We start from the raw sequence: 16,326 nt of genomic DNA on the forward strand, positions 1-16,326 counted from the left end.
CCCGTGGAAATCTTGCACTATGACCGCGTGACGCGCGAACTTCTGGGGCAGGGCGTCGCCGACCCCGACCCGCTGACCGATGGAGCTTGGCTGATTCCGGCGCACGCCGTTGCCGCTGCGGACGCGCCCTTGCCGCCTACCCGTGATGGCTACGCCCGCGTGCTGAATGCCACGGGGGATGGCTGGGAGTACGTCGAAGACCACAGGGGCAAGGAGGGGTGGCTGCCAGGTGGCGCGCCGCATGTCGTGGTTGACCTGGGGCCGCTGCCTGAAGGCTGGAGCGAGGTAGAGCCCCCCCAGCCGCTGGCCAGTGTCGTTGCCGCCAAGCAGGGGCAGATCCGCGACGGGGCAGAGGCCGTGCTCGCGCCCATGAAGGCGGAGTACGGGCCGACGGAAATCGCATCCTGGGACCAGCAGTACGAGGAAGCCAACGCCCTGGAGGGCAACCCCGACGCCCCCGCGCCGCTTGTGCGTGCCATCGCGGCCGCGCGGGGCATGGACGCCGCCGCGCTGGCCGCGCGCATCCGGGCCAACCGCGCCGCGTGGGTGTCCATCTCCGGCCACGTCGTCGGCCAGCGTCTGGCTTACCAGGATGCGCTGGACGCGGCCGCAGCCCTGTCTGACGAGGGCGAGGCCCGCGCGGCCATCGCGGCCATTGTCCCGGTCTACACGCTGCCGGAGGCCGCCAATGCCTAACGGATGCGGCGGCGCGGGAACGATCAGCAGGGTCTGGCGGCGGGTGACCGGCAAACTGCCGCCCTGGGAACGGTGCTGCACGGAACATGATCTGGCCTATGAGCAGGGCGGCCCCGCCGAATGGCGCGCCTGGGCAGACGCCCTGCTGCGCGACTGCATGCTGGCCATGGGCTACCCCGTCCGTGCCTGGGCGTATTGGGCCGCCGTCCGGCTGTTCGGCGGCTCCCATTGGGGCACCACGGGCTAGTCCCGCAACTGCCCGGCGCGCCGGGCCTGCTCTCCGACAATCAAATAGGGCGAGAAAGGAAATGCCCGGTCGCATCCGCCAAGCATGACGACGCGACCGGGCACGAAGCCGAGAGGAACAGGCGGGGGCGTTGAGCGCCCCCACTGCCCCGGCGCTACCACGCCGGAACACGGCCCCCGACGGGTTGCCACCCGCCGGTTCGCTCCGCTGCTCCTTGGCCCTGATCAGGGGTGCCGAGGTTGTAGCAGACGCCAGTGGCCGCCACCACCAAGCACGACATGACGGGACACACGCAACGGGAAGTGCGCTGCGGCAACTGCCGCCGCCTGCTGGCCAAGGGAGAGGCCATCGACCTCACCATCAAATGCCCGCGCTGCGGGACGCTAAACCATGTGAGGGGCACGACCCCCGGCACGGAAGGCCAGCGAGCCTCAAGAGAGACCTCGCATGGACCGACCGATTGAACGCATTGGCGATGTGGCCACCATCATCCAGGGCGACGCCCTGACCGTGCTCCGGGAACTGCCCGGAGAATCCGTGGACGCTGTGATCACCGACCCGCCGTACTCCAGCGGGGGGATGACCCTGACGGCCAGGCAGGCCGACCCGGCGGTCAAGTACCAGACCAGCGGCACAAAGCGCAGCTACCCGGCCATGCTGGGTGACAACAAGGACCAGCGCAGCTTCACCACGTGGGCCACTCTGTGGTTGACCGAGTGCTGGCGCATGGCGCGCGACGGCGCGCCGCTGTTGGTCTTCACCGACTGGCGGCAACTGCCGTCCACCACCGACGCGGTACAGGCCGCAGGATGGCTGTGGCGAGGGCTGGTGGTCTGGCACAAGCCGTCCGCCCGCCCGATGCTCGGTGAGTTCCGGCGCGATGCCGAGTTCATGGTGTACGCCGTGAAGCGCAAGGCCAACCCGGCCACGCGGAACTGCCTGCCTGGCGTGCTGCGGCATAGCGTGAACCCTGCCGAAAAGGTCCACCTGACCGGCAAGCCCGTGGCCCTGCTGCACGACCTGCTGGCCGTGACGCAGCCCGGCGGACTCGTGCTCGACCCGTTCACCGGGGGCGGCACCACCGGCGTGGCCTGCATGGCCACCGGCCGCCGCTTCCTCGGCATTGAACTGTCCCCCGAGTACCACCGCATCGCTACCGACCGGATGCGGGCCGCCCACGCCGAGGCGGCGAGCTAACCCTCAAACCAACGAAGAGCGCCCGGCCGAAACCGGGCGCTCTTGAATTTCATTCCGTATTATGAAACGACCAAGGCCACTACGTTATATCGCAGGAGGCGGCGCGCTTTTCGCGGCGCGCTTCACCCTGTTGGGTGCGGCTTCTACGAAGACAGTCGTGCGCTGTTGTGAACGCTCGATTTCGTTATGTCTCCGACGGGCAAGGGGCCATTGAGCGATGGCCCCTTGCATCCCCGCGCTCCAGGGGGGCTGCGCCTCCCCTGGACCCCCAACGCATCTTGCACCGCATTCCTTCCGCCGCCAGCTTCCCTGCGGCGCTGGCGCGCCTCGGGCGATCTAGCGACGGGAATGCGATGTGCGCGCGGCTCTCGTTGCAGTGGTGAAGGTCTGGGGCGTGCGTGTATCAACAATTGGCTTGCGCGGCGTCCCTTCGGCGGCAGCTTCCCTCCGGCGCAGGGCGCCTTCGGGCTATCTGCCGCCGGTGACGCCAATGCGCGCGGTGCTCCCGGAGTGCGGACGCAGGTCCGGGTCGTGCCTTGCCCGAAAGATTGGTCTGCGGTGCACCCGCGACGCCGGAGCTTCCGCCGTCGCAAGGCCTCCGGCGGCGATCTCCGGCTTCGGGCGCACTCCGCACGAAAGGTGGTCGTTGGATGGGGCGGGGGCAAGGCAAAGCGCAGTTGAGCGGCTGGATATTCACCCGCTCCAACCGCCCCCGGAGGAAAGACAGCGCCCTACCCCCAGCCGGTAAGCGCCCGCGCCACCTCGCGGCCATCGGAGCGGCGGGTGAGGATGTGCACGAAGCGGGAGGTTCCCGGCGCTGGCGCATCAGCGGCCGCGGGCAGGCACTGCGCCTCCACCGTGTCGCCGTACACCGTCTCGGCCCGGAAGTGCATGTCCAGCCACGCCGGGCGGGACGATTCCTGCACTTCGGCGGGCACGCCTTCCAGCGCCCAGTCCAGGTAGCGCACATTGTTCACGTGCCGGTTGCGGTCCATGTCGGCCTGGCGCACCACGAAGGATACGGAAGAGAGCGGCGTTGCGCCGTCTTCGGGGGCGGGTGGCCGCCGGTCGCCCAGCAGCCCGCCATCCAGCGCCAGCGGCGGATTTTCCGGCAGCAGGGCCGCCACCGTGGGCGGGATGCGCTCCGGCCGCCGGGTGTTCAGGTTAATGACCACCCAGAACGAAACCCCACGCGCCACCACCGCGCCGTCCCCGCCCAACATCAGGTAGTCGCGCCGAAATTGCAGCCGCTCCACCCCGCACGGCCAAGTGCGCACCGTCACGGTCTCCCCTTCCGCCGGGGCGCGCTCCATCTGCACCACCAGCCGGGCCAGCACCCAGGCCAGCCCCTGCTCGTGCAGTGCGGCCAGCGACAGCCCCAGCCTGTCCGCATGCACCCCGGCCGCTTCCTGCAAATAGTCACAGATGATCTGGGGCGAGACGGTGCCCTCCGGCCCCACCTCGTACCCGCGCACCCGAAAGGTTTCGTGATGCACGCGCAGGTCGGCGGGTGTGGACGCATCCGATGAACCGAAGATCGTCGCGGCGTCGGGCGCGGCATGCAAACCGGGAGCGCCGGGCATGTCAGATGCTGTGGATGCAGCGGCGGCGGGGCCTGCGGGGAAATCGTGGCGGCGGGTCATGGGCGGCTCCTTGTCCTGTTGGCCGGGTGTCCGTGCGGCATCGGCGGTACGGGCGGGACGGATGGTGTGCGCGGCGCACCGCCACGGCATAGCGCCGTGAAGGAACGGCGTCCACTGCCGATCGCGCGGGTGATGCTGTCATGTCATGGTTCACGGCCACGCCAGCCCGGCACGTCCTCTCGCCCGAAAGCTCTTCTCCCAACCCGTCGCCCCATCACGGGGCGCTTTGCCCCTTCCCGCGCCATCGGCTCTCGCACGGAAACCACCCTTCCCACCATGGACGGCACGGGCCGCCATGCCTCGTCATGCGCGGCGTAGGCAACCCCGCGCAACCGCGCCACATTGGGGGACGCCGGGCGGCTTTCCCCCTCTCCCGCTTGACACCCGGCCGCTACGCGACTATCTGTTGCCCCTTCAACAGTTGCAACGGCAACAATGGGACATTTTTCATGGAACAGAGACTCACATCCTTTGCCTACCGCGTCGGCCAGTTACGCCGCCTGGTGGTGCTGCTGGCCATTGACCGCATCTCCCCGCTTGGGCCGGTGGGCAAGGGGCAGATACCCTTTCTGGCCGAACTCTTTCAGGGGGGCGACGGCGTCTCGCAGGAAGAGCTGGCCGAGAAGCTGCACTTCGACAAGGGTTCGGCCGCCCGCTCGCTGGCCAAGCTGGAGGCCGCCGGACTGGTGGCCCGCACCGTGAACCCGCGCAACCGCCGCCAGATGGTCATCACCCTGACCCCGGACGCCGAAAAACTGCGCGCCCCCTTTCTGGCCGCGCTGCGCGAACTGACCGAAACCATGGTGCGCGGCTTTTCCGCCGAAGAACGCGAACAGGCCCTCGGCATTCTCGACCGCATGATCTCCAACGTGCTCGCCGCACTCGGCAGGGAGGCGAAATGAGCCCCGCCTCCTTCCCCTTCCGCGCGCCGGGCCACTCCGGCGACGCCGCTCCGGCCCGGCAGGCCGTGTCGCGCAGCGCGGTGCTGTTCGTGGTCAGCACGTCCATGATCCTCATGCCGCTGATGATGTCGGCCGTGGGCGTCTCGCTGCCCGCCATCGGGCGCGACCTTGACGCCACGGCCATGCAGGTGGGGCTGGTGGAGACTACCTACGTCATGGCCCTGTCGGTGTTCCTGCTGATCATGGGCCGGCTTGGCGACATCTTCGGGCGGCGCAGGCTGTTCCTGACGGGCCTTGTGCTGTTCACCACCATCACCGCCGTGCTCTCGCTGTCGCAGTCCATCCGCATGGTCATCGGCCTGCGCTTTCTGCAGGGCATGGGCGCGGCCATGATCGTGGCCAACAGCTTCGCCATCATGCTCGAAGTGTTTCCGCGCGAGGAACACGGCCGGGCCATCGGCATCGTTTCGGCGGCGGCCTATGCGGGCATCTCGTGCGGGCCGCTGATCGGGGGCTTTCTGACCACCCACTTCGGGTGGCGCTGGGTGTTCCTGATGGTGCTGCCCTTCGGCATTTCCGCGCTGCTGCTGGTGTTCACCAAGCTGCGCGGCGAATGGCGATCCGCCAGGGGCGAACCCTTCGACCTGCGCGGCAGCCTGGTCTACGGCGGCGCCATCGTGCTGCTTACCCTGGGGTCATCGCATCTGGACGCGGGCGCGCTGGCCTGGGGCGCGCTGGCCGCCGGTCTGGCCTGCGGCGGGCTGTTCCTGTGGCTGGAATCGCGCACCCCCTTTCCGCTGCTGGAAGTGACGCTGCTGTCGCGCAACCGGCTGTTCACGCTCAGTTGCCTGTCCGCGCTCATCAATTATGCCTCCACCTTCGGGGTGCTGTTCTTTCTCGGCCTGTACCTGCAGTACGTGCGCGGGCTTACCCCCAGCGACGCGGGCCTGCTGATGATCATCCAGCCGGTGATCCAGATGGTGCTTTCGCCCATCGGCGGGCGGCTGGCCGACCGCTTTCCGGCCGAGCGGGTGGCCACCGTGGGCATGGTGCTGTGCGCCGTGGGCCTTGGCGTGGCCGCGTTCATCGGGCAGGACACCTCCACCGCGCTCACCGTGGTGGTGCTGGTGTTGCTGGGCGTGGGCTACGGCCTGTTCGCCTCGCCCAACGCCAGCGCCATCGTGGGCAGCGTGGAGCCCCGCCACCTGGGCGTGGCATCCGGCATGACCAGCACCATGCGCACCTTGGGCATGATGGCCTCGATGATCGTGGTGACCATCGTGTTTTCCGTGTTCATGGGCGGGCAGCCGGTGTCGGCGGCCACCCTGCCGGGCTTTCTGGCGTCCATGCGCACGGCGCTGTGGACCTTCTGCGCGCTGTGCGCGGTGGGGGTGCTGCTGTCCCTGGGGCGCATGCAGGACAAGGGCCGGACGCCGAGCTCCCCGGCACTGGCCGACCCCAACCCCTGACGCACGCCACGCGCGCGTGCATGCCCGCGTGGGCTGCGCGACATCCTGAATTGGCAGCGCTGGCGGAACGGGCGGACAGGCGGGGGCTTCCCCTCGCGGCCGTTCCGCTGTATTGCCTGCGGGCCGCGCACCCGAATCCCGCATACCCGCGCCCCATGCACTGGACGAACCCGCCGCGCGGGCTTACCCATACCGTCATGCCGCCCGTGCGGCCCACCCCTTGCCCCCCATCACGCATGATCGACATACTGAACCTGACCTACGACGAACTGGAAGCGTGGATGACCGACGCACTCGGCGAGCCGCGCTTTCGCGCCCGTCAGGTGTGGCAGTGGCTGTGGCAGAAGAATGCCCGGTCCTTCGACGCCATGACCAACGTTTCCAAGGCCACCCGCGCCCGGCTGGCCGAGGTCGCGCGCATTACCTGGCCCGAGGTCCGCACCGTGAAGACCAGCAGCGACGGCACGGTGAAATTCCTGCTGGCGCTGGCCGACGGCGCGCTGGTGGAGACGGTGCTGATTCCCAGCGAATCGCGCGAGGGCAAGGTGCGCATGACCCAGTGCCTGTCCTGCCAGGTTGGGTGCGCCATGGGCTGCACCTTTTGCAGCACGGGCAGCATGGGTTTTGAGCGCAACATGACCATGGCCGAGATTCTCGGGCAGGTGCTGGTGGCGCGCGAACACCTTGGCGACGACCGGCCGGACCACCCCATCGTGCGCAACCTGGTGTTCATGGGCATGGGCGAGCCGCTGCTGAACCTGAACGAGGTCATGCGCTCCCTGCGCACCCTCAACGACGAGTTCGGGCTGTGCTTCTCGCCCCGGCGCATCACCGTGTCCACCTGCGGCATCGAAAAGGGGCTGCGCGAACTTGGCGAAAGCGGGCTGGCCTTCCTGGCCGTGTCGCTGCACGCGCCCAATCAGGAACTGCGCGCCCGCATCATGCCCCGCGCGGCGCGCTGGACCCTGGACGACCTGATGGCCGCGCTGGAATCGTACCCGTTGAAGACGCGCGAACGCATCACCTTCGAATACCTGCTGCTGGGCGGGGTGAACGATTCCATCGAGCATGCCCGCGAACTGGTGCGCCTGGTCTCGCGGACCAAGGCCAAGCTGAACCTCATCGTGTACAACCCGGCCGAGGGCCTGCCCTACGAGGCGCCCAGCCAGGCGCGCATCCTGGCCTTCGAGCAGCACTTGTGGTCCAAGAACGTCACGGCCATCATCCGCAAGAGCAAGGGCCAGGACATCAAGGCCGCCTGCGGCCAGTTGAAGGCCTCGGAACTGGCGGGACTGACGAGACTGGCGGGCTTGGCCGGGCAGGAGGAAGGGACCGACGGACATGGCGGGCCTGGCGGGCCTGGCGAGGCTGACGAGACATAGGGATGCCCCGAACCGGCAGCCCGGAGGACCAGCGGGGCTCCGGACCGCCGCCGCGCATGGTGCCACGACGCGACAAAGCCCGGCCGAAAGGCCGGGCTTTGTCGTTGCCCGAAAGCGTGAACCAACCGGGATGAGCCGACCACGGGGCACCCCGCCGGGGCGGCAGACGGCCCGAGGCGGAACCTCGCGACGCCGCGCCTAGTGCGCCGCCGCGTCCTCCTCCTGACCCACGTTTTCCAGAAGGCGGGCCAGCAAGCCGCGCTGCCGGTCGTCCTGCCGCACGAAGCCGCCGCCCACGAACACCACGTCGCCCTCGCGCCGCAGCGATTCCACGCGCAACGCGAACAGGGTCCAGCCCCTGCCGTCCGCCATGGGCATGGCCAGTTCGCACAGGGCGGACTCCGTGCCCTCCAGCCACGGACAAAGGACCCCGCCGTCGCCGGAAAGCTGCGCCCCATACAACGACAGGCGGTGCACCCGTACCGGCTGGGGCATCACCTGCCGTCCCAGCGGACGCAGGTGGGCCGTGTGCGACACCGCCACCCCCGCATCGGGGGGTGGGGCCTCGCACACGCAGGGGGCCATCATTTCCGCGTCGGGCGGCAGACCGCAGACAAAACGGGCCTCTTCGGCGGTGTTCCACGCCTCCACGGCCAGCGGCGCGGAAAGCACGCCCGGCCCGGCCCGGCCGCAGCGGCGGCAGCCCACCAGATACAGCACGCCGTCGTGCAGCAGCCAGACGTCGCGGCTGCCGCAGGGACAGCAGCGGGTCTTGCCCGTGCCCTCGGGACCGGGGGCTCCCCCGGTGCGAACATCGCGGCCACCGCGCAGTGCGAGCGGATCTGCCGCGTCAGCCAAATCGGGCAGACCGCGCGGCGCGGAACCGTGCGCGGCCTCCTGCGCCAGCGGCAGCGCCGCCCGCACCAGCCGGTCCTCCCGCCGCCGGTCGTCCTGTCGACGATCACCCTGGCGGCGGTCCTGTCGGCGGCTTTCCCCGCCTTCCTCGTGTGAGTCGGGACTACCGTCCGCCGCTGCGGCGGGCGTCCCCCCCGTTATCCGTTCCGTGCCCATGCAGACCTCCACCCACCGGTCCCGCCGGTGATCGGCGGCGCGCATCCCCCCGCGCCGTTGCCGCCCGCATCCGCACCGTGCCCCTTCGCCCGCGCGGACGAAGGGCCTGCTCCGCGTCACAACGACGCGCGAAACACCCGTTCCACCCGTTCCGCCGCCAGTTGCAGCGGACGGGGGTATTCCTTGGCCAACTGCACCAGGCGCGGAATGTCGCCCTTGGTGACGCCCCAGTGGGAGAGCCCGGCGGGCGCGCCCCAGTGCGTGAACAGCGCGCGCAGCAGCAACGCGCAACGCTCCGGCGCATCCCGGTCGCCAGCGGGCAGGGCCGACGGGTTGCCGTCCTCGCCCGGTTCGGCCAGGGCCTCGGCCACCGTGCCTTCCAGCGCCGCCGCCAGCCTGCGCATGGCCGGGGCCTTGTCCTGCGCCACCTCTTCCATCCAGCGCGGGTAGATGACGGCCAGGGCCAGCCCGTGCGGCACGTGCGGATGCAGCCCGCTGACGGCGTGCTCCAGCGCGTGCGATTCCCACGACCCGGCTCCCAGACCCACCCCGGTCAGGCCGGACAACCCCACGCCCGACGCCCAGGCCAGCGCCCCGCGGGCCGCCGCGTCATGGGCATCGGCACGCAGGCGCGCGGCGGCGCGCACGATGGTGCGCAGCAGGGCCTCGTTCTGGGCCAGCACCGCCTCTTCCGCAAAGAAGGGAAATTCCGTGTCCTTGCGCCTGACGCCAGCCGAGGCGGACGCGGCGGGCGTGCCCACCACCGAAAATTCCAGCACGTGGCTCATGGCGTCGGCCGCGCCGTTCACCGTCAGGCGCCAGGGCAGCCCCTGCTGGAACGACACGTCCACGAACGCGGCCACCGGCGGGGGGCAGCGCATGCCCCACTTGTGGCCCGACGCGCCACGGGTGATCACGGCGTTGCCGTTCATTTCCGAGCCGGTGCCGGAAAGGATGGACACCGCGAACACCGGCAGCGAGCGGGTGACCGGCGTGCGCTCGGCAAAGGGGCTCCACGGGTCGCGCCCCTCGGCCAGCAGGGGCGCGAGGGCGGCTGCCGCCTTGGTGGCGTCGATGACGCTGCCGCCGCCCATGGCGATCAGGCCCGTGCCGCCTTCCGCCCCGTTGCCTGTCGCCGCGGCGATACGCAGCACGGTGCCCAGGTCCGGGTTGGCGGCAACGCCCCACACCTCGGTGCGGCGCAGGCCCGCCGCGTCCAGGGACGCCACGGCCTGATCGTATGCGCCCACGCGGCGCGCCGCCTCTCCCCCGCCCACCAGCACCACCCGGTCAAGGCCCGCCGCGCGCACCCGCGCGCCGAGCCCGGCCAGAACGCCGGGGCCGAAGCGCACCTCCACCGGGTTGTGATAGACGAAATCCTTCATGGCTGTTCCTCGTGGCGCCATGGGCGCGACACGCCCCGATCCTTGCCGCCGCCTTCCAGCCCCTTCGCGACGCGCCGCCGGCCGGGCCGGGACTCCGGAAAGGGAACGGAAGGGAAAACGCGACGACAAGCGGGCCGTGCCCACTGCATAGCGCAGTAGTTTGTCGGAATGACGTCGGGCGCGAAGCACTGCGGTTCTTCGCGCCCGTGGCGCATCGCACGGGCAATGCACGCGGTCGTGACGCGGGGCCATGCCGCCACGGGGCCGATTTGTGAACCCGGCCGGGGCCTGATCGCGTCGGGCCAAAGGGGCACAGCCCTTGAACTGGCCCGGCGGGCGAATCACTTGCACAGCGCCTCGGCCAGTTCCTTCCACGCCGTGGTGCGGCGCGGCGAACGGTGCCGCTGGCGCATGTGCCAGGGGGCCTTGTCGTCCAGGCCTTCTGCCGCGTGGCGCAGCTTGCCGCGCCCATGCCGGGCGTTGATCCGGTCGGCCACGGCCATCAGCCGTTCACGCGCGGCGTCGCGCTCCGCGGTGCCGTCGGCCAGGGCCAGCAGGCTGCCCTGGCGGGTGTCGGCCCGTTCCAGGCCGTACAGCATAACCCCGGCCTTGGCGTAGGGATACCCCGGACGGAAGACGCGGTCGAGCCCTTCGTGGGCCAGCCGGATGAACGTCGTGGTGTCGGCCGTGGGCACCGGCAGAGGCAGGGACACCCCATCGTCGCAGCGCAGGGCGGCTTCCTCGTCGTGGCGGGCGGTGCGCACGTGCACGGCCAGCCCCCCGGCCACCAGCCCGGCCCGGCGCAGCTTGGCCCCGGCCAGGGCGGCATGGGTGGCCAGCGCCTCGCGCAGCATGGCCACGTCGGTGATGCGCCCGGCGAACGACCGCGACGACACCACCGTGTGACGCGGCGCGGGCGGCTCGCCCTGTTCCGCCGCCCCGATGCAGGGCAGCCCGCGCAGTTCCAGCACGGTGCGCAGCCCGGTGACGCTCATGCGCCGCCGCACCCAGTCGTCGCCCGCGTCACGCAGGGCGCGGGCCGTGGTGATGCCCGCACCGCGCAGCATGGCCGCCAGCCGCCGCCCCACGCCCCACACCGCATCCACCGGCAGCGAATTCAGCAAGGCGTCCACGTCCATACCCAGCACCTCGCGGCAACGGGCAAGATCGAACACGCCTTCGCAACGCGGGGTGCGCTTGGCCACCCGCCCGGCGAGCTTGGCCAGGGTGCGCGTGGGGGCGATGCCCACGGAAATGGGAATGCCGGTCCAGCGCCCCACCCGTTCACGCAGGGCGCGGCCCACGCCGACGGGGTCGGTGGCCAGCGGCCCACGCAGGGGCAGGAAGGCCTCGTCGATGGAATACACCTCCACCTCGGGCGCCAGGGTCCCCAGGGTGCGCATGACCCGGTTGGAGAGGTCGCCGTACAGGGCGTAGTTGGACGAAAAGACGTGCACGCCCAGCCGGGCCAGTTCGCGCCGCACCTTGAAGGCCGGGGTGCCCATCTCCACGCCCAGGGCCTTGGCCTCGTCCGAGCGCGAGATGATGCACCCGTCGTTGTTGGACAGCACCACGATGGCCTTGCCGCGCAGGTCCGGCCGGAACAGCCGTTCGCACGAGGCATAGAAGTTGTTGCAGTCCACCAGTGCCCACAGCGGGCCGGTGGGGCTGGCAGGGCCGGAGGATGGCGACGGAGCCATGGCGGGCGGAACCAGCCGGGAAGGAAGAAACGCGGGGACTGGCATGGCGGATTGCCGTGGGGCCTGTGGCGGGCGAACGCAGGCCGCGCCGTTGCTTGGGGTGGTATCGGAACGCCGTGCCCGGCGTCCGCGCCGCGCATCGGCAACCTTGCGGACAGTGCCGGGCCGGAGTGCCCCAGACGACAAAACGGGACATCACGCGGCAACTCCCCCACCCCCGATGCAGTCGAACGCGACCCCGCACGACAGGTGACTCCCTCCGACAGGAGCCGCTCCGGCGTGGGTTGCCGTGAACACGGGAACCGCGGATACGGGCAGCGGCTGCGCGAGGCAGTGCGACCCCCTACAGCGCGTGCACCACGTAGGTCACCACGCCCCAGACATGCACGTCGTCCCGACCGGTGACGTCCAGGGGGGCGTAGTCCGGGTTTTCCGGCATCAGCACCACCCTGCCCCCGCGCAGGTGCAGGCGCTTTACGGTAAGCTCACCGTCCACGGCCACGATGGCCACCTTATTGTGCACGGGCTCCACGGCCCGGTCCACCACCAGCAGGTCGCCGTCGTGGATGCCCGCGCCGGTCATGGACTGCCCCTGCGCCCGGAGGAAGAAGGTGGCCTCGGGATGGCGGACCAAGTGTTCCGCGATGTCCAGCGGCCGGTCCAGATAGTCGTCGGCGGGCGAAGGAAACCCCGCCGCCACCCGCGTCAGCAGCAGCGGACAGGCGACCGGGGCGGACGCCCCGGAGGGGGCCGGGCGGCGCGCGCCGGGCGGGCCTGACGGAACGGGCGGAATGGACGAAACGGCGGGCATGGAACCTCCTGCGGCAGGGCACGCGGCGCGGCCCGTTTGCGGATATGCGGGGACCCGGCTACCATAGGCCGCGTCCGAGGGTACGGCAACGAGGCCACGCGTCTCGGGACGGTTCTTTCGCCCAGTGAACGCACCGGCAGGGCGCACCCCAAGCCGCCGGCCAACGCTGGCGCTCCGCTGTCCGGATGCGCCGCATCCGAAGCCCCTCGATGCCGCCGCATCCGGCACACCCGTCTTGCCGGGTCGGGGATATCCGCATCACGGCCTTGCCCGTTCCGGACGCCTGCCGCCCGCATGTCCGGGTCATTCCGGGCCATTCCGGGGCACTCCGGGCATGCACGAAAAAATCATGAAAAACTTTAACTCGCGACGGTCGTTATAGTTTCATGCAGGACCATTCCTCCGCCCCCGCAACCGCCTCCTCGCCCGACCCGGCCGACCTGGCCGACCTGGCCGCCCCACCAGGGGGCGCGCGCTTGAGTGCGCCACCGGGAGCCCCCCCGGGGCTGCCCGCCGCCAGCCCGCAGGACCCGCGCCTGCACCTGCTGCTGGCCGGGTGCTACGGCGTGCTGGTGTGGCGATTGCCGCCCATAGGGCTGGCCGTGGTGGCGGCGGGACTGGCCGTGCTGTTCATGGCGACCCCGCTGCGCCGCAGGCTGCGGCCGGGCATGCTGCGCGGCCACGCCGGGTTCGTGCTGGCGTGGATGGCCCTGCGCTTTGCGCTGGCCTGTCTGGGACCGGTGGAGGGCGCGCCCGCAACACCCGGCGGAGACGGCGGCGTCTTCGGCAACCTGCAGTTCGCGTGGCCGGACGGGCCACTGCTGGCGCATGCGGCGCGGGAATCCGCGCTGCTGGGGCTGCGGCTGGCCCTGCTCATCGGCATCGGCCTTGCGCTGGCCCTGGCCGCGTCGCCCCGCGCGCTGGGGCTGGCGCTGGTGTGGCTGCTGCGCCCTGTGCTGGGCGCGCGGGCGTGGCAACCGGCGCTGGGCGTGGCCCTGATGATCCACTTCCTGCCCATGGCGCAGGGCACCTTCGCGCAGGCGTCCCGCGCGGCCGACCTGCGTGGCCCGCTGCCCCTGCGGCGGCGCGCCGTGCTGCTGCCCGCCGCCGTGCTGCGCATCCTGGGGCAGCGCACCTGGACCCAGACCGTGGCCGTGGCCGCGCGGGGGCTGGACCGCCCCGAGGCATGGCGGCCGGACTTTCCGTTCCGGCCCGGACAATGGGCCATGGCCCTGCTGCTGGTGGGGCTGGGCGTGGGCATGACCTTTCTGCCGGGGTGACGAGGGACGCGGACATCGGCAAGCCACCGGCAAGCGCCGCGCCTCCCTGCCCGTCCGGCACCGCCATGGCGTCTCTCATCCCGTCTCCCATCCGCCCTTGCCCCCGCTCGCCACGGTGGCTATAAGGGCCGGGCGCGCCGCCGCATCCAAGCGCCGCCCGCGCCCCTTGCGCCATCCGGCGTCCACCCTCCCGCCCGCAGGCCCGCCATGTCCGACACCGGCAAGCTCACCCACGCCATCGTGGAATTCTATGAAAAGCTCTCCTCGTGGGAGCACGACGTGGTGCGCGAACAGGGGCTTACCCTGCCCCAGACGCACACGCTGGAAATCCTGGGCATTCACGGCGCGTTGCCCATGAAGGAACTGGCCGCGCGCATGGGCGTGACCACCGGCACCCTCACCGTGCTGGTGGACCGGCTGGAGGACAAGCAGCTTGTGGTGCGCCGCCCCCACGAGCACGACCGGCGTTCCATTCTCGTGGCCCTGACCGAACGCGGCCGCACGCAGTACGAAGAACACGACCGCCTGCACCGCCGCCTGACCGACGACCTGACCGCAGACCTTACCCCCGAGCAGAAGACGGCCCTGCTGCACTGCCTGGAAACCATGAACGGTTCCTTCTAGGCCACAGCCCGTCCGGCCAATCCGCCCAGTCCCACTGCCAACTCGGCCAGTTCGGCCAGCCCGCCCGTCTTGCTCGCCCGGCCTGCCCGGCGCAACATCACGCGCGCAACGCAACAGCGGCCCGAACACCGTTTCCGGTATCCGGGCCGCCATGGGTTCAACACGGGCAGCGTTCAGGTCAGGGCATCTACAAACCGGCCAGCCCCAGCCCCATCTCGACCTTGAACAAAATCAGCGAACCGAACACCGCGAACAGCGCGGCTGCCACAAAGCGCATCTTGTCCAGCGGAAACATCTGCCCCAGGCGTTCGCCCAGCAGCACGGCAGGCACGTTGGCGGCCATCATGCCCAGGGTAGTGCCCATGGTCACCATCAGCAGGTCTGCGTAACGCGCGCCCAGCGCCACGGTGGCCAACTGGGTCTTGTCCCCCATCTCCGCCAGAAAGAACAGCACCACGGTGGACAGGAAGGCGCTTTCCCGCGTCTTGCATTCCCCTTCCGATTCCAGTTTGTCGGGAATCAGCGCCCACACGGCAAAGGCCAGGAAGGCCAACCCCAGTCCCCAGCGCAGCATGTCCGCGCCGATGTTGGCGGACACCCATTCGCCCACGTAGGCGGCACAGAAATGGTTGGCGACCGTGGCCACGAAAATGCCACAGATGATGGGCCATTGACGACCACAGAAACGCGTAGCCAGAACGAACGACAAAAGTTGGGTCTTGTCGCCCATTTCGGCGATGGCTACCATTCCGAAGGCGGCGATGAATGCTTCCACGCGGGATATCCTGGGGGTCGGCGATCGTGTATACCAATGACTTCATCCGCCAGCGCCGACCCGGCTCTGGTGGTGAAGTCAAAGGTCTCGCCAGGCTGATGCCGCACACGCCATGGCACGCGGCGCGATGCGCGGGCCAAGTCTGTTGACGTGGGCTCCTCCGTTGCGGAGGCGGCTACTCCCCAATGACGCGCGGACATTACCCCGCTTTGCCGCCAATGGCAACCTGCTCCTGCCGGGAAAGGCCGCTTGTGCCTTTTCTCCCGAACGGATATAGAATGGCATGAACCGGACTTTCCGGCGGGCATCGTGCGCCGCCCCTATCCGGTTAGGTCCGGCCTGGGATGGGCTGGCAGACGTGCCGAAGGCAGACAACACCGGGGACCGCGGCCACAGCCACGCGCCCCGATGCACACGGCCCGCACACGCGACCCACATACAAGGCCCACATTACGCGGCAAGGACCGAGGCGTCGCGCCCCAGACGGCTGGCTAGCGACGGGCACAGCGCCCCCGCCCCAGCGTCATGTCCCGATAGCCGCACGTCCACCGCAACCCCAAACCCGGAGGCATCGCCATGGGCGAACGCGAACACACCTATTACCGTACCCTCTACGACCTTGTGCGCGTAATCAATTCCAGCCTCGAACCGACCACCGTACTCGACACCATCGCCAAACAGGTGGCCGGGGCCTTGAACGCCAGGGCCTGCACCCTGCGGCTCATCGACCGGCGCGGCACCACCCTGCTGGCCAGCGCCGCGTGGGGCCTGAGCAAGGGCTACCTGCGCAAGGGGCCCATCGAGATCGCCAAGAGCGGCCTTGACCGCGAAGTGCTGGCGGGCAACGTGGTGCACATTCAGGACGTGGCCACCGACCCGCGCTTCCAGTATCCGGAAGCCGCCCGCGCCGAAGGGCTGGTGTCCATCCTGGTGCTGCCCCTGCTGGTGGAAGGCAAGGCCATCGGTTCCTTGCGCGTCTATTCCGACACGCGGCGAGACTTCACCGAGGAAGAAGTGGAATTCGCCGGGGCCATCGCCAACCTCAGCGCCATCGCCATCGAAAACGCGCGCATGCATCAGGCGCTGAAGACCGACTACGAGTTGCTCACCGCGTACAACAACACCATCCACGAACTGTAGGAGA

Annotated in this window: 16 protein-coding genes and 1 riboswitch; of the genes, 10 read left to right on the forward strand and 6 right to left on the reverse strand. The window is 70.1% G+C overall.

Going from position 1 to position 16,326, the window contains the following annotated elements; all coding sequences use genetic code 11:
• Positions 1 to 3: 3 nt before the first annotated feature.
• The 4 genes from RVX_RS14025 to RVX_RS14040 all read left to right on the forward strand — a co-directional run bounded on the left by RVX_RS14025 (position 4) and on the right by RVX_RS14040 (position 2,140).
• Positions 4 to 696 carry a hypothetical protein gene (locus tag RVX_RS14025; RefSeq protein WP_420192353.1) on the forward strand — a complete coding sequence of 231 codons (693 nt, stop codon included), beginning with the start codon at positions 4 to 6 and terminating at the stop codon, positions 694 to 696.
• Positions 689 to 943 carry a hypothetical protein gene (locus RVX_RS14030; RefSeq protein ID WP_420192354.1) on the forward strand — a complete coding sequence of 85 codons (255 nt, stop codon included), beginning with the start codon at positions 689 to 691 and terminating at the stop codon, positions 941 to 943. Before RVX_RS14025 ends, RVX_RS14030 begins: the two co-directional genes overlap by 8 nt.
• Positions 944 to 1,221: 278 nt before the next feature.
• Positions 1,222 to 1,407, forward strand: coding sequence for a Com family DNA-binding transcriptional regulator (locus RVX_RS14035; RefSeq protein WP_420192428.1), 186 nt, complete (start codon positions 1,222 to 1,224; stop codon positions 1,405 to 1,407).
• Positions 1,391 to 2,140: a DNA-methyltransferase gene (locus RVX_RS14040; protein ID WP_420192355.1), complete on the forward strand. Its 750-nt coding sequence runs from the start codon at positions 1,391 to 1,393 to the stop codon at positions 2,138 to 2,140. The genes RVX_RS14035 and RVX_RS14040 overlap by 17 nt, the downstream gene beginning before the upstream one ends.
• 731 nt (positions 2,141 to 2,871) lie before the next feature.
• Here the strand turns inward: RVX_RS14040 and RVX_RS14045 are convergent.
• Complete coding sequence (locus RVX_RS14045) at positions 2,872 to 3,783, reverse strand: acyl-[acyl-carrier-protein] thioesterase (RefSeq protein ID WP_116307851.1); 912 nt, start codon at positions 3,781 to 3,783, stop codon at positions 2,872 to 2,874.
• A gap of 449 nt (positions 3,784 to 4,232) precedes the next feature.
• On the opposite strand from RVX_RS14045, the gene RVX_RS14050 reads away from it, so the two are divergent.
• The 3 genes from RVX_RS14050 (at position 4,233) to rlmN (ending at position 7,536) form a co-directional block, all read left to right on the forward strand.
• Positions 4,233 to 4,685: a MarR family winged helix-turn-helix transcriptional regulator gene (locus RVX_RS14050; protein WP_116307852.1), complete on the forward strand. Its 453-nt coding sequence runs from the start codon at positions 4,233 to 4,235 to the stop codon at positions 4,683 to 4,685.
• Positions 4,682 to 6,154, forward strand: a complete 1,473-nt coding sequence (locus RVX_RS14055; RefSeq protein ID WP_116307853.1) for an MFS transporter — start codon at positions 4,682 to 4,684, stop codon at positions 6,152 to 6,154. The genes RVX_RS14050 and RVX_RS14055 overlap by 4 nt, the downstream gene beginning before the upstream one ends.
• A gap of 236 nt (positions 6,155 to 6,390) precedes the next feature.
• Complete coding sequence (gene rlmN, locus RVX_RS14060; protein WP_116307854.1) at positions 6,391 to 7,536, forward strand: 23S rRNA (adenine(2503)-C(2))-methyltransferase RlmN; 1,146 nt, start codon at positions 6,391 to 6,393, stop codon at positions 7,534 to 7,536.
• A 198-nt stretch (positions 7,537 to 7,734) separates the two neighbouring features.
• On the opposite strand, the gene RVX_RS14065 is transcribed toward rlmN, so the two are convergent.
• The 4 genes from RVX_RS14065 to RVX_RS14080 form a co-directional block, all read right to left on the reverse strand.
• A complete protein-coding gene (locus RVX_RS14065) occupies positions 7,735 to 8,607 on the reverse strand; it encodes a hypothetical protein (protein ID WP_116308083.1) in 873 nt (290 codons plus the stop codon).
• Between the two features lie 116 nt (positions 8,608 to 8,723).
• On the reverse strand, positions 8,724 to 9,992 hold the full coding sequence (locus RVX_RS14070) for an iron-containing alcohol dehydrogenase (RefSeq protein WP_116307855.1): 1,269 nt from the start codon (positions 9,990 to 9,992) through the stop codon (positions 8,724 to 8,726).
• A 341-nt stretch (positions 9,993 to 10,333) separates the two neighbouring features.
• Positions 10,334 to 11,692 carry a Y-family DNA polymerase gene (locus RVX_RS14075; protein ID WP_116308084.1) on the reverse strand — a complete coding sequence of 453 codons (1,359 nt, stop codon included), beginning with the start codon at positions 11,690 to 11,692 and terminating at the stop codon, positions 10,334 to 10,336.
• Between the two features lie 343 nt (positions 11,693 to 12,035).
• On the reverse strand, positions 12,036 to 12,503 hold the full coding sequence (locus tag RVX_RS14080) for a LexA family protein (RefSeq protein WP_116307856.1): 468 nt from the start codon (positions 12,501 to 12,503) through the stop codon (positions 12,036 to 12,038).
• 386 nt (positions 12,504 to 12,889) lie between these two features.
• Here RVX_RS14080 and RVX_RS14085 point away from each other — a divergent pair, with 386 nt between their 5' ends.
• Both RVX_RS14085 and RVX_RS14090 read left to right on the forward strand, forming a co-directional pair.
• The gene (locus RVX_RS14085) at positions 12,890 to 13,783 is read left to right on the forward strand and encodes a cobalt transporter (RefSeq protein WP_116307857.1); all 894 of its coding nucleotides are present in this window, start codon (positions 12,890 to 12,892) and stop codon (positions 13,781 to 13,783) included.
• 207 nt (positions 13,784 to 13,990) lie between these two features.
• Positions 13,991 to 14,407, forward strand: coding sequence for a MarR family winged helix-turn-helix transcriptional regulator (locus tag RVX_RS14090; protein ID WP_116307858.1), 417 nt, complete (start codon positions 13,991 to 13,993; stop codon positions 14,405 to 14,407).
• Between the two features lie 187 nt (positions 14,408 to 14,594).
• Here RVX_RS14090 and RVX_RS14095 read toward each other — a convergent pair whose 3' ends face one another.
• Entirely contained in the window at positions 14,595 to 15,182 is a 588-nt protein-coding gene (locus RVX_RS14095; protein ID WP_116307859.1) for a TMEM165/GDT1 family protein, read from the reverse strand.
• Between the two features lie 19 nt (positions 15,183 to 15,201).
• A riboswitch (yybP-ykoY riboswitch) is annotated at positions 15,202 to 15,378 on the reverse strand.
• 380 nt (positions 15,379 to 15,758) lie between these two features.
• Here RVX_RS14095 and RVX_RS14100 point away from each other — a divergent pair.
• The gene (locus tag RVX_RS14100; protein WP_116307860.1) at positions 15,759 to 16,322 is read left to right on the forward strand and encodes a GAF domain-containing protein; all 564 of its coding nucleotides are present in this window, start codon (positions 15,759 to 15,761) and stop codon (positions 16,320 to 16,322) included.
• The last annotated feature ends 4 nt before the right edge of the window (positions 16,323 to 16,326 follow it).

It is taken from the genome of Nitratidesulfovibrio sp. HK-II, assembly GCF_003402415.2.
In the GTDB taxonomy this organism is placed as follows: Bacteria; Desulfobacterota; Desulfovibrionia; order Desulfovibrionales; family Desulfovibrionaceae; genus Cupidesulfovibrio.